Origin of the sequence: Profundibacterium mesophilum KAUST100406-0324 (assembly GCF_009835145.1) — a bacterium.
GTDB classification, from domain to species: domain Bacteria; phylum Pseudomonadota; class Alphaproteobacteria; order Rhodobacterales; family Rhodobacteraceae; genus Profundibacterium; species Profundibacterium mesophilum.
Genome location: NZ_APKE01000004.1, coordinates 1 through 22,314, shown reverse-complemented (window position 1 = coordinate 22,314; position 22,314 = coordinate 1). Strand labels below are relative to the sequence as shown.

The window sequence follows — 22,314 nt, the reverse complement described above, 5'->3', positions numbered from 1 at the left end:
ATAGGGGCGGCGCCTCAGACGAGCGCGGCCAGGATCATCAGGACCGTGGCGAGATATCCCGCCATCCAGATCAGCGACCGGCCCGGCCGCCAGCCGAGCGCGTAGGCCGGGACATAGGCGATACGGGCGGCCAGGTAGATCCAGGCCAGCAGCGCGGTCCAGCCCGTGGACTGATCGGCGAGGGTGACGATCACCACGGCGAGGGTGAAGAGGATGAGCCCCTCGAAATGGTTGGCCAGCGCGCGCTGCAACCGCGCGGTGCGCAGGCCGAGGGCCCGGCTGGGTGGGCGGTCGCGTGCCGACATGGTGTAGCCCGGCCCGAGCGCGCGGTTGGCCGGAACCGCGAAGAGGGCGAACTGCACCGATTGCAAAAGGCCCGCGAGGGCGAGGACGAGAAGCTCTGGTGTCATGCCGATTGTGTCCCGAGAAACAGGAAGGGTGCGAGATAGAGCCATAGCACGAATGGCACCGACAGGGCCGCGGCGAGGCGCGAAAGGCGTCCGGCCCCCGCGATGCCGAAGCCCAGATGCAGGAGCCGCGCGCCGAGAAAGGCCTGCGCCGCGAGAATGGTCGTGCCGCTGAAGGCGTCGCGCTGGGCGAGGATGAGGATCGCGGGCGCCACGAGGACCAGCGCCGAGACGCTCTCCGCCCGCAGCAGGCTCATGCGCGATCCCGGCGGCGCGAGGCCCGCATGCTCAGGGCCGCCCAGGCGGCCGCGCAGGGCCAGGCGGCCCCGCTCGGCGGAGGCCACGAGGACCACGAGCATTCCGAAGATGCCCAGGATGCCCAGTTCGCTCGTCACGCGGGTCAGGCGATCTGAAGGAAATGCACGGCGCTGTCGATGATGCCGGCGCGCGTGGCGTGCAGCGCCGATTGCGGCGAATCGACCCAAGCCTGCGCCCGGTCGCGGTCAGAGACCTCGAAGAGCAGCCAGATCGCGTTCGGATCGCCCTCGGCATGCCACATCTGCAGCAGCGAAAGCCCGGCGGCGGCCTGCGCCTCGCGGTCGGTCTCGAAGACGTTCTTCCACGCCTCGGGATCGTTGGTGGTGTTCTGAATGAGCAATTGCATCGTCGGGGCTCCTTTATGAACCATTCATCCCTTGCAGCGCAGCGGTGCGGCCAGGACGGACTGTGTATAGCGCGCGCCCTGGTCGCGGGTCTGCTCCTCGATCTGGTCGCGCGGCGCATCGACCCACCGACAATCCGGCTCGCGTTCGATCGCGCGCCGGGCCAGGGTCAGCCGCGTATCAAGGCTTCGCGGCTGCGAGGGGTCGAAGAGAAACAGATGCCAGCGCGCTCCGTTCCCGAAGCTCTGCGTACTGGCGAAATGGCGCACGTTCGGCGCCTCCGGCGTGCCTTCCCCGACCCGCGGTGTCGGGGCGCAGGCCGCGAGCCCCGCCGCGATCAGCGCCAATGCGGCGACGTTACGTAGTGGCGAATGCATGCAACTGGGTCTCCGCTTGAATTTTAGTTGAGATTTCAGCGCAGTTCAGGCATTCATTAATGGTAACTTAACGATTGCCATAAACCAAAAAGATCGGCGCAATGCCGACGAGTGCTCGAACCGGGTGCCGGGAACATGCAGGCGGGGGGCCGGAAAGCCGGCTCCCCAAAGCGAATGTTCCTCACAGGTCCATCAGCAGCCGCCGCGGATCTTCCAGGGCTTCCTTCACCCGTACCAGGAAAGTCACCGCGCCCTTGCCGTCCACGATGCGGTGATCGTAGCTCAGCGCGAGATACATCATGGGACGGATCTCGACCTTGCCCTTGATCGCCATCGGGCGCTCCTGGATCTTGTGCATGCCCAGGATGCCCGATTGGGGCGGGTTGAGAATGGGCGAGGACATCAGCGAGCCATAGACACCGCCGTTGGAGATGGTGAAGGTGCCGCCCTGCATCTCGGCCATCGACAGCTTGCCGTCGCGCGCCTTGGCGCCCATCTCGGCGATCGCCTTCTCGATCCCGGCGAAGGACATCGCGTCGGCATCGCGGATCACCGGCACGACGAGGCCCGTGGGCGTGCCCGCGGCGATGCCCATATGCACGAAGTTCTTGTAGACGACATCGGTGCCGTCGATCTCGGCATTGACCTCCGGCACTTCCTTCAGGGCATGGATGCAGGCCTTGGTGAAGAAGGACATAAAGCCCAGCTTCACCCCGTGCTTCTTGAGGAAGAGTTCCTTGTACTCGTTGCGGAGCGCCATGACCTCGGTCATGTCCACCTCGTTATAGGTGGTGAGCATGGCGGCGGTGTTCTGGCTGTCCTTCAGGCGCTTGGCGATGGTCTGGCGCAGGCGCGTCATCTTGACCCGCTCCTCGCGGGCCTCGTCCTGCGCGGCGACCGGCGCGCGCGGGGCGGGCGCGGGGGCAGGGGTCGGCGCGGATGCGGGTGCCGGGCTCTTGGCGCTCGAGCCGCCCTTGCCCTCGGCGGCGCGCAGAACGTCCTCCTTCATGATCCGGCCATCCTTGCCGCTTCCCGTGACCTGATCGGGGCTCAGACCCTTCTCGGCCATCAGCTTGCGGGCCGAGGGCGCGTCCTCGGTATCGCCGCGCCCGGCTTGCCCCTCGGCCCCTTCATAGGCGCCCGGCGCGGTCGTGGTTTGCGGTGCACCCTCCTGGGCCGAATGGGCCGAGCCCTCGCCGCCGCGGCGCATGGTGCCAAGACGGCCCCCCGCCTCGACGCTCGCACCTTCCGGCGCCTCGATCTCGCCCATGATGCCCGATGCGGGCGCCGGCACCTCGACGCTGACCTTGTCGGTCTCCAGCTCGCACAGCATCTCGTCGGCCTCGACCGTGTCGCCGGGTTTCTTGAACCAGGTGGAAACCGTCGCCTCGCTCACCGATTCGCCGAGTGTGGGCACCATGATGTCGACCTGCTGGCCGCCAGCGCCGGAACCGCCGCCGGCCTCGCTGCCTTCGCCATCGCCGTCCACGCGTGTGTCGGTCACGTCGGAGCCGCTATAGCCGCCGGTGGCCTCGGCCGCGGTCTCGCCCTGGGGCGCGCCGCTCTTCTCCGAGCGCGGGCGCGTCTCCTCGGGGCCTGCATTGCCCTCCTCGGCGATGTTGGCGAGCAGCGCGTCGACGCCGACCGTCTCGCCTTCGGAGGCGACGATGTCGCCGAGCGTTCCGGCCGCCGGCGAGGGCACCTCGACAGTGACCTTGTCGGTTTCCAGCTCGCACAGCATCTCGTCGAGCTCGACCTTGTCGCCGGGCTTCTTGAACCAGGTTGCCACCGTGGCCTCGGTGACGGATTCGCCCAGGGTGGGCACGCGGACTTCGGTAGACATGATCTTATCCTTCGATTCCAAGCGCTGCGTTCACCAGCGCCTGTTGTTGTGCCTTGTGCTGCGACGCAAGACCCGTGGCGGGCGATGCGGCGGCATGACGGCCCGTGTAGACGGGACGCTGATTGTCTGCCTTGATGCGGGTGAGGACCCACTCGATATTGGGCTCGATGAAGGTCCAGGCGCCCTGGTTCTTGGGCTCTTCCTGGCACCAGATCATCTCGGCGCCCTTGAACCGCTCCAGCTCCTTGACCATCGAGAAGGCCGGGAAGGGATAGAATTGCTCGATGCGCAGCAGGTAGACATCGTCGAGCCCCTCCGCATCGCGTTTCTCCAGCAGATCGTAATAGACCTTGCCAGAGCACATCACGACCCGTCGGATCTCGTTGTCGGGCTTCAGCGTCAGCTCCGAGTTGCCATGCTGCGCATCATCCCAGAGCACCCTGTGGAAGCTCGACCCGGTGGTGAAATCCTCGGAGCGGCTGATCGCCATCTTGTGACGCAGCAGCGATTTGGGCGTCATCAGCACGAGCGGCTTGCGGTAGGAGCGGTGCAGCTGCCGGCGCAGGATGTGGAAGTAGTTGGCCGGCGTGGTGCAGTTCGCCACGATCCAGTTATCCTGCCCGCACATCTGCAAGAAACGCTCGAGGCGCGCCGAGCTGTGCTCGGGACCCTGGCCTTCGTAGCCATGCGGCAGCAGCATCACGAGGCCCGACATGCGCAGCCACTTGCTCTCGCCCGAGCTGATGAACTGGTCGAACATGATCTGAGCGCCATTGGCGAAATCGCCGAACTGCGCCTCCCAGAGCGTCAGCGCATTGGGCTCGGCAAGGCTGTAGCCATATTCGAAGCCCAGCACCGCGTATTCCGAAAGCATCGAATCGATGACCTCGTAATGCGCCTGGCCCTCCCTGACATGGTTGAGCGGGTAGTAGCGGCTCTCGTCGGACTGATCGACCAGCGCCGAATGCCTCTGGCTGAAGGTGCCGCGCCCCGAATCCTGTCCGGACAGGCGCACCGGGTAGCCCTCGAGGAGCAGCGAGCCGAAGGCCAGCGCCTCCGCCGTCGCCCAGTCGAAGCCGACGCCGCTGTCGAACATCCGGCTCTTGGCCTCCAGGAGGCGATCGACGGTCCGGTGGGTCGAGAAGCCCTCGGGCACCTGCGTCAGCGCCCGCCCGATATCGGCATGGGTTTCGGGGGCGATGGCGGTCTTGCCGCGCTGGTATTTCTCGCCCTGCTTGTCGAGATGTGACCAGCGCCCGTCGAGCCAGTCGGCCTTGTTGGGCTTGTAGGTCTTGCCGCTCTCGAACTCCTGGTTGAGATGCGACTGGAACTGCGCCTTGGCATCCTCGATCTCGCCCTCGGGCACCAGCCCCTCGCGCACGAGGCGCTGGGCATAGAGTGTCAGCGTCGTCTTCTGCTTCTTGATCTGCTGGTACATCGCCGGGTTGGTGAACATGGGCTCGTCGCCCTCGTTATGCCCGAAGCGGCGATAGCAGAAGATGTCGATGACCACGTCCTTGTGGAACTTCTGGCGGAACTCGGTCGCCACCTTGGCGGCATGGACCACGGCCTCGGGATCGTCGCCGTTGACGTGGAAGATCGGCGCCTCGACCATCAGCGCGATGTCGGTGGGATAGGGGGAGGAGCGCGAGAAGGCCGGTGCAGTGGTGAAGCCGATCTGGTTGTTCACCACGATATGCATGGTGCCGCCGGTCCGGTGCCCGCGCAGGCCCGACAGGCCGAAACATTCCGCGACCACGCCCTGGCCCGCGAAGGCCGCGTCGCCATGCAGCAGGATCGGCAGGACCTGCGTGCGGTCCTTGTCGCCCAGCTGGTCCTGCTTGGCGCGCGCCTTGCCGAGCACGACCGGGTTCACCGCCTCGAGATGCGAGGGGTTGGCGGTCAGCGACAGGTGCACCTCGTTGCCGTCGAACTCGCGGTCCGAGGAGGCGCCGAGATGGTATTTCACATCGCCCGATCCGTCCACGTCCTCGGGTTTGAAGCTGCCGCCCTGGAACTCGTTGAAGATGGCGCGATAGGGCTTGTTCATCACGTTGGCCAGCACCGACAGGCGGCCGCGATGGGGCATGCCGATCACGATGTCCTTGACCCCAAGCGCGCCGCCACGCTTGATGATCTGCTCCATCGCGGGGATCAGGCTCTCGCCGCCGTCGAGGCCGAAGCGCTTGGTCCCCATGTACTTGACATGCAGGAACTTCTCGAAGCCCTCGGCCTCGACCAGCTTGTTCAGGATCGCCTTGCGCCCCTGCTTGGTGAAGCGGATTTCCTTGTCGTAGCCCTCGATCCGCTCCTTGAGCCAGGCCGATTGCTCGGGGTCGGAGATGTGCATGTATTGCAGCGCGAAGGTGCCGCAATAGGTCCGGCGCACGAGCGCGATGATCTCTCGCAGCGATGCCACTTCGAGGCCCAGCACGTTGTCGATGAAGATCGGCCGGTCCATGTCCTTGTCGGTGAAGCCGTAGCTCTTGGGGTCGAGCTCGGGATGGTCCGCGTCCGAGCGCAGGCCGAGCGGGTCGAGATCGGCCGCCAGATGTCCGCGGATCCGGTAGGCGCGGATCAGCATCAGGGCGCGGATCGAATCGAGCACCGCGGTGCGCACGGCGGCGGCGTTGATCTCGATGCCCTTGGCATCGGCCTTGGCCCGCAGCTTGCGCGCCACCTCGTCCGCCTGGCTCACGGCGCGCTCGCCGCTTCCCGGCAGGGACGGCGCCACCGGCCATTGGCCATCGAGCGCCGCCGTCAGATCGTCCGACGGCTGCGGCGGCCAGTCGCCGCGCGCCCATGAGGGGCCGGCGGCCTCGGCGCGGGCGGTCTCGGCCTCCTCGCCCAGCTGCCGGAAGAACTCCGCCCAGCTCTCGTCCACGGAAGCCGGATCGCTGGCATAGCGGGCCTGGAGCTGCTCGAGATACTCGGCATTGTGGCCTTGCATGAAGCTCGATGCGTGGAACTGGTCGTTCGAGGACTGGTCGGTCATTGGATCACCTCATGAGGGTTGGGACCGTAGGCATTTGGGCCGGGCTGCGAGGGGCGGGCGAGCCACCACAGCACCAGCAGGGGAGAGATCATCAAGGTGATGGCGGCGACGAACATCACCACCGTCGAGGCCCCGGCGACGATCGAGGCGTAATCCCCCGCCATCATCGGACCGATGCCGACCATGAAGGTCATGAAGCCGAAGATGCCGGCCATCACGATCAGCGGATAGATGAGATAGAGGCCGGAGCGCCCGGTATCGTGCATCCGCCGCCAGCCGGCCGCGATCATCGGGATCAGTGTCAGCAGGCTGAAGATGCCGGCGAGCGGTCCGTTGGCCTCGAGCCGCGCGGTGCCGGGGCCGGTCTCCACCAGCGTCGTGCCGAAGACGGCCCGGTCAACCAATCCCAGAAGGAAGGCGCCGAGGAAGGCGAAGAGCACGAAGTACCAGTATTCCGAACGGGAAGCCCGTCCGGAGAAGGTGACATAGTTGCGCATGACATGCGCGACGGATTGCGTGAAGGTCACCTCTGGGCACCCTTGTGTGACGCCGTGGGGCCGTGCGGGTGGCACGGCCCCGGGGCAGGATCGCGCGATCAGCCGATCGCCTTGAGGACCGCCTCGCCAAGCTGGGCGGGGCTGTCGGCGACAACGATCCCGGCGGATTTCATCGCCTCGATCTTGTCATCCGCGCCGCCCTTGCCGCCCGCCACGATCGCGCCGGCATGACCCATGCGGCGGCCCGGGGGGGCGGTGCGCCCGGCAATGAAGCCGGCGGTCGGTTTCCAGCGGCCCTTCTTCTTCTCGTCGGCGAGGAACTGCGCCGCTTCCTCCTCGGCCGAGCCGCCGATCTCGCCGATCATGATGATGCTCGTCGTCTCGTCATCGGCGAGGAACCATTCGAGCACGTCGATATGCTCGGTTCCCTTGATCGGATCGCCGCCGATGCCCACGCAGGTCGATTGGCCGAGGCCGACATCGGTCGTCTGTTTCACCGCCTCGTATGTAAGCGTGCCCGAACGCGAGACAACACCGACGGAGCCGCGCTTGTGGATATGGCCGGGCATGATCCCGATCTTGCACGCATCGGGGGTGATGACACCGGGGCAGTTCGGCCCGATCAGGGTGCTCTTCGAGCCTTCGAGCGCACGCTTGACGCGGGCCATGTCGAGCACCGGGATGCCTTCGGTGATGCAGACCACGAGCGCGATCTCCGCCTCGATCGCCTCGAGAATGGAATCGGCGGCGAAGGGGGGCGGCACGTAGATCACCGACGCGTTCGCGCCGGTCTTTTCGACCGCCTCGAAGCAGCTGTCGAAGACCGGCAGGTCGAGATGCGTCTGCCCGCCCTTGCCCGGTGTCACGCCGCCGACCATCTTGGTGCCGTAGGCGATGGCCTGTTCGGAATGGAAGGTGCCTTGCGAGCCGGTGAAGCCCTGACAGATCACCTTCGTGTTTTCGTCTACGAGAATGGCCATTTCGGCTCCTCTTTGTCTGTCTTTCGGCGCGGGATCGTCCCGGCCGGTGGAACGCGGTCAGAACAATCGCTGATCGTCGTCCACGATTTCATCGAGAGCGCGCAAGGCGATGAGCCCGGCGCCCAGAAGGATCAGGCTGCGTCCGACACCGCCCGTCAGGTTCCCCGGCAGCACCGCCGCGATCCCGTCCTGTGTGCGGTGGGCCGCGGCGGTCAGCCCGCGGCCCGAGCGTCCGCGCGGACGCTCGGGCAGGTCCAGAAAGGACGGCCGCCATAGGCGCAGGAGCACGCCGATCCCGAGAAGGATCGCACCGACCGCGAAGGGCGAATGTCGAGGCGGCCGCCGGTTCATCCCTTGACGGCCTTCACGATCTTCTCCGCGCCGTCCTTCAGATCGTCCGCGGCGATCACGTCGAGGCCGGAGGTCTGGATGATCTCCTTGCCTTTCTCGACATTCGTGCCTTCGAGCCTGACGACCAACGGCACCTTCAACCCGACTTCCTTCACGGCCGCGATCACGCCCTCGGCGATGACATCGCAGCGCATGATGCCGCCGAAGATGTTGACGAGGATGCCCTTCACCTGCGGATCGGAGGTGATGATCTTGAAGGCCTCGGTGACCTTTTCCTTGGTCGCGCCGCCGCCCACGTCGAGGAAGTTGGCAGGCTCCGCGCCGTAGAGCTTGATGATGTCCATCGTCGCCATGGCAAGGCCCGCGCCGTTGACCATGCAGCCGATCTCGCCATCGAGCGCGATGTAGTTGAGGTCGTATTTCGAGGCCGCCAGCTCCTTGGGGTCCTCCTCGGTCTCGTCGCGCAGCGCGGCGATGTCCTGGTGGCGGTAGATCGCGTTGCCGTCGAAGCCGATCTTGGCGTCGAGCACCTTCAGATCGCCCTTGTCGGTGACGATCAACGGGTTCACCTCGAGCATCTCCATGTCCTTCTCGGTGAAGGCACGGTAGAGCTGCCCCATCAGCTGGACGCATTGCTTGACCTGCGCGCCCTTCAGCCCGAGGGCGAAGGCGATGCGGCGGCCATGGAAGGGCTGGTAGCCGGTGGCCGGATCGACGCTGAAAGAGAGGATCTTCTCGGGTGTGGCTTCGGCCACCTCCTCGATATCCATGCCGCCTTCGGTGGAGCAGACGAAGGAGATGCGGCTCGTCTGACGGTCGACCAGCAGCGCGAGGTAGAGCTCGGTCTCGATGCCGGAGCCGTCCTCGATGTAGATGCGGTTGACCTGCTTGCCTGCGGGGCCGGTCTGGTGCGTCACGAGGGTGCGGCCGAGCATCTTGCGGGTTTCCGAGGCGGCTTCCTCGACCGACTTGGCCAGGCGCACGCCACCCTTCTCGCTGGCATCGGCCTCGGTGAAGTGGCCCTTGCCGCGTCCGCCGGCATGGATCTGGGCCTTGACCACCCAGAGCGGCCCATCGAGTTCGCCAGCGGCGGTCTTGGCTTCCTCGGCACGGGTGACGACCCGTCCTTCGGAAACCGGCGCGCCGTAATCGCGCAGCAGAGCCTTGGCCTGATATTCGTGGATATTCACGGGTATTCGCCCTCCGGTTCATGTCGTTCGATGAATGGATGACATGCGGGCGGGAAGGGGAAAACAGTTTTCACGCGGCTCGGCGGAAAAACGGCGTGGTTAGCGCAAAACGTGATCACAAGGCCCATGGTATGTGATCACAAGGCGCCGGGTGGTCGAGGTGCCAATGCTTCGCAGCGGCAGGGGCGCCGAGGGTGCGCAAGACTGGATGGGGGCCGGTGATGGGAGCGCGATGCTCAGGGACCGGACTGACAGGACGAACGGGGGAAAGGCGGATGGTCCGCCATGCCGTGGACCGGTGCGGGCATCAATGCCACGTCGGTGCGCTCCGGCCTGTGCCGTGGCCCTGGGCGGGCGGGCCGAGACGGCACCGCCCGCGCGAGGATCAGCTCAGGGAGTTGTCGATGCCCTTGCAGGCATCCACGAGGCCCTTCACCGCGTTGACCGACTTGTCGAACATCGCCTGCTCGTCCTTGCCGAGCTTGATGTCCACGACCTTCTCGATGCCATTGGCGCCGATGATGGTCGGAACACCGACATACATGCCCTTGAGGCCAAAGGCGCCGTCGACCCAGGCCGCGCAGGGCAGGAGCCGCTTCTGGTCCTTCAGGTAGGCTTCGGCCATCTCGATCGCCGCCGTTGCGGGTGCGTAGAAGGCGCTGCCGGTCTTCAGCAGGCCGACGATCTCGGCGCCGCCGTCGCGGGTGCGCTGGATGATCGCGTCGAGCTTGTCCTGCGTGGTCCAGCCCATCTTCACCAGGTCGGGCAGGGGAATGCCGCCGACGGTGGAATAGCGGGCGAGGGGGACCATCGTGTCGCCATGGCCGCCGAGCACGAATGCGGTGACGTCCTTCATGGACACGTCGAACTCGTCGGCGAGGAAATGGCGGAAGCGGGCGCTGTCGAGCACACCGGCCATGCCGCAGACCTTCTCATGGGGCAGGCCGGAGAACTCGCGCAGGGCCCAGACCATGGCATCGAGCGGGTTGGTGATGCAGATGACGAAAGCGTCAGGGGCATGCTGCGAGATGCCCTCGCCCACGGATTTCATCACCTTGAGGTTGATGCCCAGCAGGTCGTCGCGGCTCATGCCGGGCTTGCGCGGCACGCCGGCGGTCACGATGCACACATCCGCGCCGGCGATGTCGGCGTAATCCGTGGTGCCCTTGAGTCGCGCGTCGAAGCGCTCGGAGGGGCCGGATTCGGCTATGTCGAGCGCCTTGCCCTGGGGGGTGCCGTCGGCAATGTCGAACAGGATAACGTCGCCAAGTTCCTTGATCGCGGCGAGATGGGCGAGGGTGCCGCCGATCTGGCCCGCGCCAATCAGGGCGATTTTGGGTCTGGCCATTGCAATATCTCCGATCTGCTAGGGTCGGCGGCAGGGTTAGCCAGTCTTGCAGCCATGCGCAAGATGCAGGCCAGTGGCGGAACTCTGCCTGCGGCATGGAGGCGGCGCGAGGCCGCCGATCTTCGGCTTGCTGGCGAAGCGAGAAAGGGCCGCCTCCTTTCGGAAGCGGCCCCCTTGGTCTGCGGTGGCGCCGGCATGGCCGGGCCGTGCAAAGATCACTTCTCGTATTCGGGGAGCGACTCGAGCGCTTCCTCGGAGGAGTTGATGTAGACGCGCATGTCGCCACCGTCCTGCGAGCGCAGGATGCGCAGCTCGTCGAAGGTCACGGCGACCGAATGCTCGCCCATCCCCAGGAAGCCGCCAACGTCGATGATGGCCTTCTCGATGGACTTGCCGTCCTGACCCAGGATCAGCTCGCCGATATCGCCGACATTCTCGTCATCGGGACCATAGACGGTAGCACCGGTCAAATCGTCGGTGGTCAGGTCTTCGATCTGCACGGTCTCGAAGCCTTCGCGCTCGATCTCGGGCGCGACCAGAAGCTCACGCTCCATCGTGTTGCCGGTCTGCTCGAGCTCGCGCTCGGCGCTGTTCATGGCCTGGTCGGTTTCGGTGGCCAGCTCGTTGCCGGTCTGCTCGACGGCATTGCCGGCTTCCTCGAGCTCGCGCTCGGCGCTGTTCATGGCCTGGTCGGTTTCGGTGGCCAGTTCGTTGCCGGTCTGCTCGACGGCGTTGCCAGCTTCCTCGAGTTCGCGCTCGGCACTGTTCATGGCTTCGCCGGTCTCGCGCTCAACCTCGTTGCCGGCCTGCTCAAGCTCGGTCTCGGCGTTCTCGGTCTGGACTTCGACAGTTTCGGTCGTGGTGTTCGCATCACCTTGCGTCGCGAGCGCACCCGCTGTGCCGGCTGCGGCACCCGTGGCGGCGGCGTTCATCTCGGTGGAGGATTCTTCCATCTCCACCTTCTCGTCCGACTTCATGCTCTCCTCGACGGTCATCTCGGAGCGGCTGAACTCAGGTGCGTTTTCGATCATCGCGCGGTCGGCCGTGACGACCAGGAAATAGTCGGTGGCATCTTCGCCATCGCGAACGATCTGCAGGTCGGTCATGTTGACGGCGACATCGCGCTCGCCCACACCCAGAAAGCCGCCAACGCCGAGGATGACGTATTTGATCGAGCCATCCTGATTGAGGACCATGTCATTGACTTCGCCAAGGTCGTCCCATTCGCCCTCGTCACCGGCTTCGTAGCCTTCGACGGCGTTCTCGCTGGCATAGATGCGCTTGCCGAGCAGGTCGGATGCGAAGAGTTGGGTCGACTGGTCGGCGGAGGGCTCTGCGAAGACGCCGGCGGTGTGCTGTTCGGCATAGGCGGCGGTCGACAAGACCAAGGCGGTCGCTGCGGTGGTCAAAAAGCGTTTCATTATACTCTCCCGAGTTATTTCGTACCGGGGCCGTGCGGCCCGTATGTGATGTGACAATCCGCAATGCGACGCGAAGTTCCGCGACCTCCGGGGTCCGGGGCGTTTTTTCGACAGGTTTGTGGGGGGGAGGGCGAAGTACGATAACACGGTTGCCGACAAAAGGCGCGAACTCTAGGACACGTCGATGGGGCGAACTTGGTGGCGGGGCGTATGATACTTGATTTCTCCTTGTTCCTGCTGGCAATTCCCGCGGTTCTCTTTGCCGGAATCTCGAAAGGCGGCTTCGCTTCGGGGGCCGCTTTCGCCGCCACGCCCTTCCTCGCGCTCGCGGTCACGCCGGGGCAGGCGATCGGATTGATGCTGCCGCTTCTGATGCTGATGGACGTCGCCGCGTTGAGGCCCTACTGGCGCCGATGGGATAGTCATGCGGCTACTGCCCTGATCCTCGGCGCATTGCCGGGCGTGGCGCTCGGCGCAGCCCTTTACGGGGTGGCCGATCCCGAATTGTTCAAGCTGCTGATCGGGGTAGTGGCACTTGCCTTCGTCGCGTTCCAGCTCAGCCGGGCGCTGGGCCTGCTGCGGCTGGAGAGGCGCCGGCCCGGCGGCCCTGCAGGCTACCTCTGGGGCTGCGTCGCCGGCTTCACCAGCTTCATCAGCCATGCCGGGGGGCCGCCGGCGGCGGTCTACCTGTTGCCGCTCGGGCTGAGCAAGCAGACCTTCCAGGCGACGACGGTTATCACCTTCTGGGCGATCAACCTCGCCAAGTTCGCGCCCTATGCCTATCTCGGCATCTTCAGCCGCGAGACGTTCCTGGCCGCCCTTCTGCTCTCGCCCGTCGCGCTCATGGGTATCTGGATCGGTGTCAGGCTCCACCGACGGGTGCCCGAACGCCTTTTCTTCGGCCTGACCTATCTCTTCCTGACGGTGACGGGGGGCAAGCTCGTCATCGACGGGTTGAGCTGATCAGGCGGGGGCGCCATGCGGCACGGGCTCCTCGTCCACGCGTTCATAGGCGGTGCCGGCGGCGATGATGCAGGTCGTGCCGTCCGGGCGCGTGATGGTCGCGGTCCAGGTGCCGCGCGGCCCGGCGAAGATTTCCATCACCATCCCGCCATTGACGAGGGCGATCGACTGGCGCGCCTTTCCGAAACGGGCCGAGAGCGCCTCGAGCACCACCGGGCGCTTGGCGCAGGCGCGGCGCGGCTCCGCGAAGACGTCCTGCGCGGCGACGGCGGCCAGGCCGAAGCCGAGGGAGAGGGCGAAAAGGGAACGGGTCATCACGGATGCTCCTGACTGGTGTTGATGCCAGAAGCCTGCGCGCCCCGGCTCACGACATGGTTAATGCCGCGTGCGCTGCGTCCCCGTTCAGTCCGCGCGCCAATACCCCCGGTTCGGCGCCACACTACGTTCCCCGTGGCGATCCGCCCTATGCAAGGTGGGCCGCCATCCGCGGGAACGGGCAAGACCGGCTTGCCATTCTCGTCGTTTCCGCGATGGTTCACGCAATATAGTTGCGAGGTCAGAATCATGAACAATGCCGCGCGGCCCTGGCGGTCGGTCATCTACATTCCGGGCTCCAAGGAACGGGCCATCGACAAGGCGCGCGGTCTGCCGGTCGATGCGATCATCTTCGATCTGGAGGATGCCGTGGCGATCGAGGGCAAGGCCGAGGCACGGCGCCTCGTGGCCCAGACGCTCGAGCAGGGCGGCTTCGGACGCCGTGCCACGATGGTCAGGATCAACGGCTTCGCCACGCCCTGGGGGGAGGACGATCTGGAGGCGGTCGCCTCGAGCGGCCCGCAGGCGGTGCTTCTTCCCAAGGTGAACCGGGCGGAGGATGTCGCGGCCCTGGCCGAACGTCTCGATCAGTCGTCGGCCTGTGCCGAAACGGCGATCTGGGCAATGATCGAGACGCCCGAGGGGGTGCTCAACGCGGCCGAGATCGCAAGGGCGCCGCGCATGGCCGGGTTCGTCATCGGCACCAATGACCTGGCCAAGGAACTGGGCTGCCGGGCCGGGGCCGACCGGATGCCGCTCATGGGGGCCTTGCAAGCGTGCCTCCTCGCGGCGCGGGCGGCCGGGATCGTCTGCGTCGACGGGGTCTACAACGCCTTTCGCGACGAGGAGGGCCTGCGGGCGGAAGCCGGGCAGGGGCGTGATCTGGGAATGGACGGCAAGTCGCTGATCCACCCCGCGCAAATCGAGATTGCCAACGCCACCTTCGCGCCCGATGCCGGGGAGCTCGATCTCGCCCGCCGGCAGATCGAGGCCTTCGAGAAGGCCAGCGCCGAGGGCCAGGGTATCGCCGTCGTGGATGGGCAGATCGTGGAGAACCTGCATGTCGCGACCGCCCGCGCGGCCCTTGCCCGCGCGGATATCATCAAGGAACTGGAAAACGCATGACTGTGCTCATCATCGGCCTCCTGCTCTGGATCGCCACACATATGTTCAAGCGGCTGGCGCCGGACGCGCGCGCCGCGATGGATGCGAGAATGGGCAAGAAGGCAAAGGGGGCGATCGCGCTGCTGCTCGTCCTGTCGATCGTCCTCATGGTCATCGGCTACAAGATCGCGCCCTATGTCGCCGTCTACGACCTGCCCGTCTGGGGGCGCCACCTGAACAACCTGCTGATGGTCATCGCGGTCGTTCTTTTCGGGCTGGGCAACTCGAAAAGTCGGCTTCGCGCCAAGATGCGCCACCCGATGCTTTGGGGCACGGCGCTGTGGGGTGTCGCCCATCTCCTGGCCAATGGCGATCTGGCGTCGATCGTGCTTTTTGGCGGCATCCTCGCATGGGCGCTTGCCGAAATGCCGCTGATCAACGGCAAGGTCCATTCCTACGTGCCTTATGACAAGGGCACGGCGAAGGGCGACATCCGCCTCGCGGTCATCTCGCTCGTCGTCTTCATCGTCATCGTGGGCATTCACGGGCTGGTCGGCCCATGGCCGCTGGGAGGTCAGGGATGAGCGTGCTCTACAGGGTGCTGACGGGCGATGACAGCTCGGCCTTCTGCCACAAGGTCAGCGCCGCGCTGGCACAGGGTTGGGAGCTTCACGGAAGCCCCAGCTACGCCTATGACGGCACCAATGGCGTGATGCGCTGCGCACAGGCCGTCACCAAGCGCGTCGAGGCCGAATACGATCCCGAGATGAAGCTGGGAGCGCAATAGATGAGCAAGACAGACCCCGGACGCTTCTTCGAGGATTACAGGCTCGGCGAGGTGATCGAGCATGCGGTGCCGCGCACCCTTTCGGGGGGCGAGCGGGCGCTCTACCACGCGCTCTACCCCGCGCGCGGGGCGCTCTACTCGTCGGACATGTTCGCGGCAAGTTGCGGATTGCGCTCGGCGCCGCTCGACGATCTGATCGCCTTCCACACGGTCTTCGGCAAGACGGTGCCGGATATCTCCCTCAACGCGGTGGCCAACCTGGGCTATGCCGAGGGGCGCTGGCTGGCGCCGGTCTGGCCCGGCGACACGCTGCGCGCGCGCTCGGAGGTGATCGGCCTCAAGCAAAATTCCAACGGCCGCTCCGGCGTTGTCTGGGTCCGCACGACCGGCAGCAACCAGCACGGCACCGATGTGCTGAGCTACGTGCGCTGGGTCATGGTGCGGCGCCGGTCGGAGGGCCCCGCGCCCCAAACGGTGATCCCCGATCTCGCGCCCGCCCTGCGGATCGGCGATCTGGTCCCGCCGGAGGGGCTCGACTTCAGCCGGTACGACGATGTCCTTGCCGGCGAGCGCCACCGCCTCGGCGATTACGCGGTGGGCGAAGTGATCGACCATGTCGACGCGGTCACCATCGAGGAGGCCGAGCACATGCTGGCCACCCGCCTGTGGCAGAACACCGCCAAGGTTCATTTCGACGCGACGCAGCGCGAGGACGGCCGGCGGCTGATCTATGGCGGGCATGTCATCAGTCTCGCCCGCGCCCTGTCCTTCAACGGGCTGGCGAACGCGCAGATGATCGTGGGGCTGAACGGCGGTGCCCATGCCAACCCGTGCTTTGCCGGCGATACCGTGAGGGCCTTCTCGGAGGTGCTCGAGACGGGGCAGACGAATGCGCCGGGCGTGGGGGCGATCCGGGTGCGGCTCGCGGCGGTGAAGGTCACGGAGGCGCGCGACGAGGGCTATGGTCTGAAGGGCCCGGACGGGCGCTACCTGCCGCATGTCCTGCTCGATCTCGACATCTGGGCGCTGATGCCGGTGTGACATGCCGTAGGGTCACGAAAATCTACCTGCCGGGGGAGGATTGACGCGAGCGGTCAACCTGTCGAACTGGCGTCATGATGCCAAGACTTTCCCTATGCATCCTCGCGGTGCTGACATTGCTTCCTTTCGGCACGTTTCACGCACAGGGAAGCGAATCGCGCGACGCCTATGTCTCCTCGAACCTGCTCGCCGCGCTCTACCATGGTCTCGGCCATGCGCTGATCGACACGATGGAACTGGCGCCGGGCTTCGAGGTCGAGCGGCGGGCGGCCGAGCTGTCGGTGCTGCTCGTGGACAGGTTCTACGAAGAGCGGGCGGCGGCGGACATGGCCCTCGATACCGCCTTCGGCTTTTCCGAGCGCTACGAGGCCCGCCAGCAGGCGGTGCGTCCCAGCCCCTACTGGCACGCACATGGAACGGGGCTCGAGCGCTACTACGATCTTCTGTGCCTCTTCGCCGGCGGAAACCTCGTCGAGCGGAGCGATCTGGTCCTCTCGCTCGGCCTCTTCGCCTCGCGCCTTCCGGGATGTCCCGACGAATTCACGGCCGCCATCGCCGAATGGAGTCCGGTTCTGAGCCGCATGGAGGATCTCCACCTGGCAGGGCGCGGCCATCCACTGGTCATCGAGAGCAGGGCCGAACTGCCCGGGGCGCAGCGCGACGTACTGGCCTTCGAGATACAGGCGCTCAACACGATCATGCGGCTCCCCAGACCGTTTGGCGTGATCGTCGATCGGTGCTACGAGGCCAATATCCACTGGCTTCCCGAGCAGCGCGAGATCATCGTCTGCGTCGAGTATGTCACCTATCTGTATGAGACGGCCATGTCGCGCTAACATGTGATCACTGTCTGTATTGGCGTGATCACAAGATGGTATGGCAGGCGCGGAAACCCGCGTCGATGCCGGGTTTCTGACCACGCCCCCCGTGACATGCGCCCAAAAAAGGCTATCACATTCGGAGCGTCGCCGCGTCGCGGCAGGAAACGAAGGGATTTCGCATGGCTGATGTGAACCGGGGCAACCGTCCTCTTTCGCCGCATCTGACAATCTATCGACCGCAACTCAATTCGATCACCTCGATCCTGACGCGGATTACCGGCAATGCGCTGCTCGTGGGGGCACTTCTCGTGACCTGGTGGTTCCTCGCGGCGGCCACCTCGCCCGACGCGTTCGCGACGGCCGATGCGGTCATCACGTCCTGGTTCGGCGACCTGGTCATGTTCCTGTCTCTCTGGGCGCTGTGGTATCACACGCTCGCCGGGCTGCGGCATCTCTACTGGCATACCGGCGCCGGCTTCGACCTGAAGACGGTCGAGATGCTGGGATGGGGCGTGATCGGCGGCTCGGTCCTGCTGACACTTCTTACCGTCATCATCATCTGAGGAGCACGCGATGCGTTACCTGACATCCCGCAAGCAGGTCGACGGTCTCGGCGCCGCGCGCACCGGCACCACCCATTTCTGGCGCGTCACCGTCAGCTCGCTGGCGCTGCTGATCCTCGTGCCGCTCTTCGTCTTCACCTTCGGACGGGCGCTGGGTCAGGGCCATATCGAGGTTCTCGCCTATTACTCGCATCCCTTTCCCGCACTGGTCGCCGCGCTGACGCTCGCGGTGGGCTGGCTGCATTTCAAGGACGGTGTGAGGGTGCTCCTGGAGGACTATGTCCATGGCCATGCACGGCAGATCATGATCGTCCTGACGGTCTTCATTTCCTACGGCGCCGCCGCGGCAGGGCTCTATGCGCTCGCGCGGATCGCGTTTTAAACGACAGGAGCCAAGCGTATGGCCGCTTACGAATTCGAGACGCATACCTATGACGCGATCGTCGTGGGTGCCGGGGGCTCCGGCCTGCGCGCCACGCTGGGGCTGGCCGAACAGGGTCTGCGCACCGCCTGCGTGACCAAGGTCTTCCCCACCCGAAGCCATACCGTCGCCGCCCAGGGCGGCATCGCGGCATCGCTGGGCAACATGGGCCCCGACCACTGGCAGTGGCACATGTATGACACCGTCAAGGGCTCCGACTGGCTCGGCGACACCGACGCGATGGAATACCTCGCGCGCGAGGCGCCCAAGGCGGTCTACGAGCTGGAACATTACGGTGTGCCGTTCAGCCGCACGGAGAAGGGTGAGATCTACCAGCGTCCCTTCGGCGGCCACACGACCGAGTTCGGCGAGGGCCCCCCGGTGCAGCGGACCTGCGCCGCTGCCGACCGCACCGGCCACGCGATCCTTCACACGCTCTACGGCCAGTCGGTCAAGCAGAAGGCCGAGTTCTACATCGAGTATTTCGCGATCGACCTGATCATGTCCGAGGAGGGGCAGTGCCAGGGCGTCGTGGCGTGGAAGCTCGATGACGGCACGCTGCATGTCTTCAACGCCAAGATGGTCGTGCTGGCCACCGGCGGCTACGGGCGCGCCTATTTCTCGGCCACTTCCGCCCATACCTGCACCGGCGATGGCGGCGGAATGGTCGCGCGCCAGGGCCTGCCGCTCCAGGACATGGAATTCGTGCAGTTCCACCCCACCGGCATCTACGGCTCCGGCTGCCTCATCACCGAAGGCGCGCGCGGCGAGGGCGGCTACCTGACCAACTCCGAGGGCGAGCGCTTCATGGAGCGCTACGCGCCGACCTACAAGGACCTGGCCAGCCGCGATGTCGTCTCGCGCTGCATGACCATGGAGATCCGCGAAGGCCGCGGCGTCGGGGCCAACGGCGATCATATCCACCTGAACCTCAATCACCTGCCCCCCGAAACCCTGGCCGAAAGGCTGCCCGGCATCTCCGAATCGGCACGCATCTTCGCCGGGGTCGACCTGACCAAGGAGCCGATCCCGGTCCTGCCGACGGTCCATTACAACATGGGCGGCATTCCGACGAATTACTGGGGCGAGGTGCTCGACCCGACCTCGGACAATCCCGACCGCACGGTGCCGGGCCTCATGGCCGTGGGCGAGGCGGGCTGCGCCAGTGTTCATGGTGCCAACCGGCTCGGCTCCAACTCGCTGATCGACCTCGTGGTCTTCGGCCGTGCGGCCGCGATCCGCGCGGGCAAGGTCGTCGATCCGGCCGCGTCCAACCCGCAGCTCAACGCCGCCAGCGTCGAGAAGGCGATCGACCGCTTCGACGGCCTGCGCCATGCCAAGGGCGGCACGCCGACGGCCGAGTTGCGTCTCGAGATGCAAAGGACGATGCAGCAGGATGCGGCGGTCTTCCGCACCGACAAGACCCTCGCCGAGGGCCTCGAGAAGATGGGCCGGATCTCCGCCAAGCTGGGCGATCTGCATGTCACGGACCGCTCGATGGTCTGGAACTCTGATCTGATGGAAACGCTCGAGCTGACCAACCTGATGCCCAACGCCCTCGCCACCGTGGCGGGCGCCGAGGCGCGCAAGGAAAGCCGCGGCGCCCATGCCCACGAGGATTACCCCGACCGCAATGACGACGAGTGGCGCAAGCACAGCCTTGCCTATGTCGACGGCGCGGAAGTTCGGCTCGACTACCGTCCGGTCCATCTCGATCCGCTGAGCGGCGAGGCCGAAGGCGGGATCGACATGAAGAAGATCGCACCGAAGAAGCGGGTCTACTGACATGGCGGGGCGGATCGGCATCATGGCCGGCGGGGCGGCGATGCTGTTTCTGGCGGCGTGTCAGCCGCGACCCATGACGCCCCAGCTGGCCCGCTATCAATGCGAGCAGCGCGCCCATGCCGCGGCGGGCCCGACAGGGGGCGTCGCTCTCGGCGTGGGAAGTGGCGGGCTCAACAGCCGCGTATCCATTGGCGTGTCGAGCGATTACCTCGCCGGACGCGACCCCGACCGGGTCTTCGCCGATTGTTACACGCGCAAGACCGGCCTGCCGCTCGCATATGCCGTGCGGCCCGCAACGGGTGCGCGATGAGCGCGGGGACGAACATCACCGCGAGCACGAACGTCACCGCGGGCACGGGGCCGGCGCGTGACGCGGCGCGCGGCGACGGGATCGATTCGGGCGCCTACTGGCGGGATCGCTACGCCAAGGGCGGAACTTCCGGCGGCGGCTCCTATGGCCGTCTCGCCGTCTTCAAGGCGCATGTGGTCAACCTGATGGTCCACCGGCATGGGCTTGCCAGCCTGCTCGAGCTCGGTTCCGGGGACGGGGCGAACGCGGAGCTCTACGCCGTGCCGAACTATTGCGGTGTCGACATCGCCGAGGAAATGGTCGCGCGGTGCCGGGCGCGTTTCGCTGACCGCTCCGGATGGCGCTTCGAGACGGCGCGGGATTTCATGCCGAAGTCGCGCGGCTTCGACGGGGCCATGTCGCTCGACGTGATCTACCATCTCGTCGAAGATGCGGTGTTCGAGGATTACATGCGCCGCCTTTTCGACGCGGCACGCTCGCAGGTTCTGATCTATTCCTCCGATCACGCCTCGTCGCGCGGCGAGACGGCGGCCCATGTGCGCCACCGTGCCTATTCCGACTGGATCGCCTCCGAAATGCCGGGCTGGGAACTGGTGGAGACGATCCCGCAACCTTACATGTGGAATGCCGAGGAAAGGGCGCAGGACACGTCGCTCGCCTTCTTCCGGCGCTATGAGAGGGTTTCGCGATGATCCGTGCTCTGTCTGGATTTGCCGGCCGCATGCTGCCGGTCGCCGCGCTCACGGGGGGCGCACTCGCAGCTGCCTGCACGCCGGTGGCGCGGGACGATCTGACCCGCGCGGCGGCACGCAATGCCATCCGTCCCATCATCGCCGAACGGTTCCCCGGTGTGCCGCTCGAGCCGGGGATCGACTGCCTGATCGACAACGCCTCCTCGGACGAGTTGCTCGCCCTTGGTGCCGACTCGATCACCGGTCCCACGGCCGCGACGCAGCAGATCGTCCTGACGATTGCCGCGCGGCCCGAAACGATCAATTGTCTGGCCACCGACGGGCTGAACGCGTTTTTGAGATAGGAGAGCGACATGGTCCAACTGACCTTGCCCAAGAACAGCCGGATCAGAACCGGCAAGACCTGGCCGCGCCCGTCGGGCGCTGCGAACCTGCGCAAGTTCCAGATTTACCGCTGGAACCCCGATGACGGAGAGAACCCGCGCGTCGATACCTATTTCGTCGATATGGACGATTGCGGGCCGATGATCCTCGACGCCCTCGTCAAGATCAAGACGGAGATCGACCCGACTCTGACCTTCCGCCGGTCTTGCCGCGAGGGCATCTGCGGCTCCTGCGCGATGAACATCGACGGGATCAACACGCTGGCCTGCATCTATGGCCATGACGAGGTGAAGGGCGACATCAAGATCTATCCGCTGCCGCACATGCCCGTGGTCAAGGACCTGATCCCGGACCTGACGCATTTCTATGCCCAGCATGCAAGCGTGAAGCCTTGGCTCGAGACCAAGAGCAACACGCCCCAAAAGGAATGGAAGCAGTCGATCGAGGATCGAAAGAAGCTGGATGGCGATTACGAATGCATCCTGTGCGCGTGCTGCTCGACCTCTTGCCCGAGCTACTGGTGGAACGGCGATCGCTATCTCGGCCCGGCCGCGCTGCTGCAGGCGCATCGCTGGATCGTCGACAGCCGTGACGAGGCCACCGGCGAGCGGCTGGATGACCTGGAAGACCCCTTCAAGCTCTATCGCTGCCACACGATCATGAACTGCGCGCGGACCTGCCCGAAGGGGCTGAACCCTGCCAAGGCAATCACCGAGATCAAGCAGATGATGGTCGAGCGCACCGTCTGAGCAACCCGGCGATGCGGCTTCCCACCCCCTGGTGCGATGGCAGCGGGGGGTGTTCGCGTGAAAAAGGGTGCCAAGTGCAGGGGGCGTGTCGTTTGGAATGACGGGGCGAACGCCCTTGCTCGCGCGATGAAGACCCTCACAGGCGTATGGTGATGAGGGCCTTCTGGCGCACCTGTCCTGCGCGTGGAGTGCCACGCGTACTGCCAAGAAGTATAGTGCGGAATGGCGTTGTTGCAGAACTCTGATTGTCGAGGATTCACATTGTGAATCCATGCGGTTAGACGGTCCGCATGAGCAAGCCATCACCC

26 protein-coding genes are annotated in these 22,314 nt (G+C 65.8%); 13 read left to right on the top strand and 13 right to left on the bottom strand.

Going from position 1 to position 22,314, the window contains the following annotated elements:
- Positions 1-14 precede the first annotated feature (14 nt).
- The 12 genes from PMES_RS01345 to PMES_RS01290 all read right to left on the bottom strand — a co-directional run bounded on the left by PMES_RS01345 (position 15) and on the right by PMES_RS01290 (position 12,071).
- A complete protein-coding gene (locus tag PMES_RS01345) occupies positions 15-410 on the bottom strand; it encodes an MAPEG family protein (RefSeq protein ID WP_159963736.1) in 396 nt (131 codons plus the stop codon).
- Positions 407-802 (bottom strand): MAPEG family protein, encoded by a 396-nt coding sequence (locus PMES_RS01340; protein ID WP_159963735.1) that lies wholly within the window; start codon positions 800-802, stop codon positions 407-409. Before PMES_RS01340 ends, PMES_RS01345 begins: the two co-directional genes overlap by 4 nt.
- Before the next feature lie 5 nt (positions 803-807).
- Positions 808-1,071 carry a DUF3303 family protein gene (locus PMES_RS01335; RefSeq protein WP_159963734.1) on the bottom strand — a complete coding sequence of 88 codons (264 nt, stop codon included), beginning with the start codon at positions 1,069-1,071 and terminating at the stop codon, positions 808-810.
- 24 nt (positions 1,072-1,095) lie between these two features.
- Positions 1,096-1,446 carry a hypothetical protein gene (locus tag PMES_RS01330; protein ID WP_159963733.1) on the bottom strand — a complete coding sequence of 117 codons (351 nt, stop codon included), beginning with the start codon at positions 1,444-1,446 and terminating at the stop codon, positions 1,096-1,098.
- Between the two features lie 181 nt (positions 1,447-1,627).
- Complete coding sequence (gene odhB, locus PMES_RS01325) at positions 1,628-3,289, bottom strand: 2-oxoglutarate dehydrogenase complex dihydrolipoyllysine-residue succinyltransferase (RefSeq protein WP_159963732.1); 1,662 nt, start codon at positions 3,287-3,289, stop codon at positions 1,628-1,630.
- A gap of 4 nt (positions 3,290-3,293) precedes the next feature.
- Positions 3,294-6,284, bottom strand: a complete 2,991-nt coding sequence (locus PMES_RS01320; protein ID WP_159963731.1) for a 2-oxoglutarate dehydrogenase E1 component — start codon at positions 6,282-6,284, stop codon at positions 3,294-3,296.
- Positions 6,281-6,811: a DUF805 domain-containing protein gene (locus PMES_RS01315; protein ID WP_159963730.1), complete on the bottom strand. Its 531-nt coding sequence runs from the start codon at positions 6,809-6,811 to the stop codon at positions 6,281-6,283. The genes PMES_RS01320 and PMES_RS01315 overlap by 4 nt, the downstream gene beginning before the upstream one ends.
- Before the next feature lie 68 nt (positions 6,812-6,879).
- Positions 6,880-7,761 carry a succinate--CoA ligase subunit alpha gene (sucD, locus tag PMES_RS01310; RefSeq protein WP_159963729.1) on the bottom strand — a complete coding sequence of 294 codons (882 nt, stop codon included), beginning with the start codon at positions 7,759-7,761 and terminating at the stop codon, positions 6,880-6,882.
- A gap of 57 nt (positions 7,762-7,818) precedes the next feature.
- Positions 7,819-8,112, bottom strand: a complete 294-nt coding sequence (locus PMES_RS01305; RefSeq protein WP_159963728.1) for a hypothetical protein — start codon at positions 8,110-8,112, stop codon at positions 7,819-7,821.
- Complete coding sequence (gene sucC / locus PMES_RS01300) at positions 8,109-9,302, bottom strand: ADP-forming succinate--CoA ligase subunit beta (RefSeq protein ID WP_159963727.1); 1,194 nt, start codon at positions 9,300-9,302, stop codon at positions 8,109-8,111. The genes PMES_RS01305 and sucC overlap by 4 nt, the downstream gene beginning before the upstream one ends.
- Before the next feature lie 385 nt (positions 9,303-9,687).
- Entirely contained in the window at positions 9,688-10,650 is a 963-nt protein-coding gene (mdh, locus tag PMES_RS01295; protein ID WP_159963726.1) for a malate dehydrogenase, read from the bottom strand.
- 215 nt (positions 10,651-10,865) lie between these two features.
- Positions 10,866-12,071 carry a PRC-barrel domain-containing protein gene (locus PMES_RS01290; protein ID WP_159963725.1) on the bottom strand — a complete coding sequence of 402 codons (1,206 nt, stop codon included), beginning with the start codon at positions 12,069-12,071 and terminating at the stop codon, positions 10,866-10,868.
- A gap of 210 nt (positions 12,072-12,281) precedes the next feature.
- Between PMES_RS01290 and PMES_RS01285 the strand changes: the two genes are divergently transcribed.
- Positions 12,282-13,034, top strand: a complete 753-nt coding sequence (locus tag PMES_RS01285; protein WP_159963724.1) for a sulfite exporter TauE/SafE family protein — start codon at positions 12,282-12,284, stop codon at positions 13,032-13,034.
- On the opposite strand, the gene PMES_RS01280 is transcribed toward PMES_RS01285, so the two are convergent.
- Entirely contained in the window at positions 13,035-13,349 is a 315-nt protein-coding gene (locus tag PMES_RS01280; RefSeq protein ID WP_159963723.1) for a hypothetical protein, read from the bottom strand.
- A gap of 249 nt (positions 13,350-13,598) precedes the next feature.
- Here PMES_RS01280 and PMES_RS01275 point away from each other — a divergent pair, with 249 nt between their 5' ends.
- The 12 genes from PMES_RS01275 to PMES_RS01220 all read left to right on the top strand — a co-directional run bounded on the left by PMES_RS01275 (position 13,599) and on the right by PMES_RS01220 (position 22,006).
- Positions 13,599-14,474: an HpcH/HpaI aldolase/citrate lyase family protein gene (locus PMES_RS01275; protein WP_159963722.1), complete on the top strand. Its 876-nt coding sequence runs from the start codon at positions 13,599-13,601 to the stop codon at positions 14,472-14,474.
- Positions 14,471-15,037, top strand: coding sequence for an NnrU family protein (locus PMES_RS01270; RefSeq protein WP_159963721.1), 567 nt, complete (start codon positions 14,471-14,473; stop codon positions 15,035-15,037). The genes PMES_RS01275 and PMES_RS01270 overlap by 4 nt, the downstream gene beginning before the upstream one ends.
- On the top strand, positions 15,034-15,240 hold the full coding sequence (locus PMES_RS01265; RefSeq protein WP_159963720.1) for a DUF1737 domain-containing protein: 207 nt from the start codon (positions 15,034-15,036) through the stop codon (positions 15,238-15,240). The genes PMES_RS01270 and PMES_RS01265 overlap by 4 nt, the downstream gene beginning before the upstream one ends.
- Complete coding sequence (locus tag PMES_RS01260) at positions 15,241-16,281, top strand: MaoC family dehydratase (RefSeq protein ID WP_159963719.1); 1,041 nt, start codon at positions 15,241-15,243, stop codon at positions 16,279-16,281.
- Between the two features lie 74 nt (positions 16,282-16,355).
- Positions 16,356-17,117: a DUF4344 domain-containing metallopeptidase gene (locus tag PMES_RS01255; RefSeq protein ID WP_159963718.1), complete on the top strand. Its 762-nt coding sequence runs from the start codon at positions 16,356-16,358 to the stop codon at positions 17,115-17,117.
- Between the two features lie 164 nt (positions 17,118-17,281).
- Positions 17,282-17,665 (top strand): succinate dehydrogenase, cytochrome b556 subunit, encoded by a 384-nt coding sequence (gene sdhC / locus PMES_RS01250; RefSeq protein ID WP_159963717.1) that lies wholly within the window; start codon positions 17,282-17,284, stop codon positions 17,663-17,665.
- A 10-nt stretch (positions 17,666-17,675) separates the two neighbouring features.
- The gene (gene sdhD / locus PMES_RS01245; protein ID WP_159963716.1) at positions 17,676-18,047 is read left to right on the top strand and encodes a succinate dehydrogenase, hydrophobic membrane anchor protein; all 372 of its coding nucleotides are present in this window, start codon (positions 17,676-17,678) and stop codon (positions 18,045-18,047) included.
- A gap of 18 nt (positions 18,048-18,065) precedes the next feature.
- Positions 18,066-19,871: a succinate dehydrogenase flavoprotein subunit gene (gene sdhA / locus PMES_RS01240; RefSeq protein WP_159963715.1), complete on the top strand. Its 1,806-nt coding sequence runs from the start codon at positions 18,066-18,068 to the stop codon at positions 19,869-19,871.
- A gap of 73 nt (positions 19,872-19,944) precedes the next feature.
- On the top strand, positions 19,945-20,181 hold the full coding sequence (locus tag PMES_RS01235; protein WP_236549655.1) for a hypothetical protein: 237 nt from the start codon (positions 19,945-19,947) through the stop codon (positions 20,179-20,181).
- Positions 20,178-20,873, top strand: a complete 696-nt coding sequence (locus tag PMES_RS01230; protein WP_159963714.1) for a class I SAM-dependent methyltransferase — start codon at positions 20,178-20,180, stop codon at positions 20,871-20,873. The genes PMES_RS01235 and PMES_RS01230 overlap by 4 nt, the downstream gene beginning before the upstream one ends.
- On the top strand, positions 20,870-21,217 hold the full coding sequence (locus PMES_RS01225) for a hypothetical protein (protein WP_236549654.1): 348 nt from the start codon (positions 20,870-20,872) through the stop codon (positions 21,215-21,217). Before PMES_RS01230 ends, PMES_RS01225 begins: the two co-directional genes overlap by 4 nt.
- 9 nt (positions 21,218-21,226) lie before the next feature.
- Complete coding sequence (locus PMES_RS01220; protein ID WP_159963713.1) at positions 21,227-22,006, top strand: succinate dehydrogenase iron-sulfur subunit; 780 nt, start codon at positions 21,227-21,229, stop codon at positions 22,004-22,006.
- Positions 22,007-22,314 lie beyond the last annotated feature (308 nt).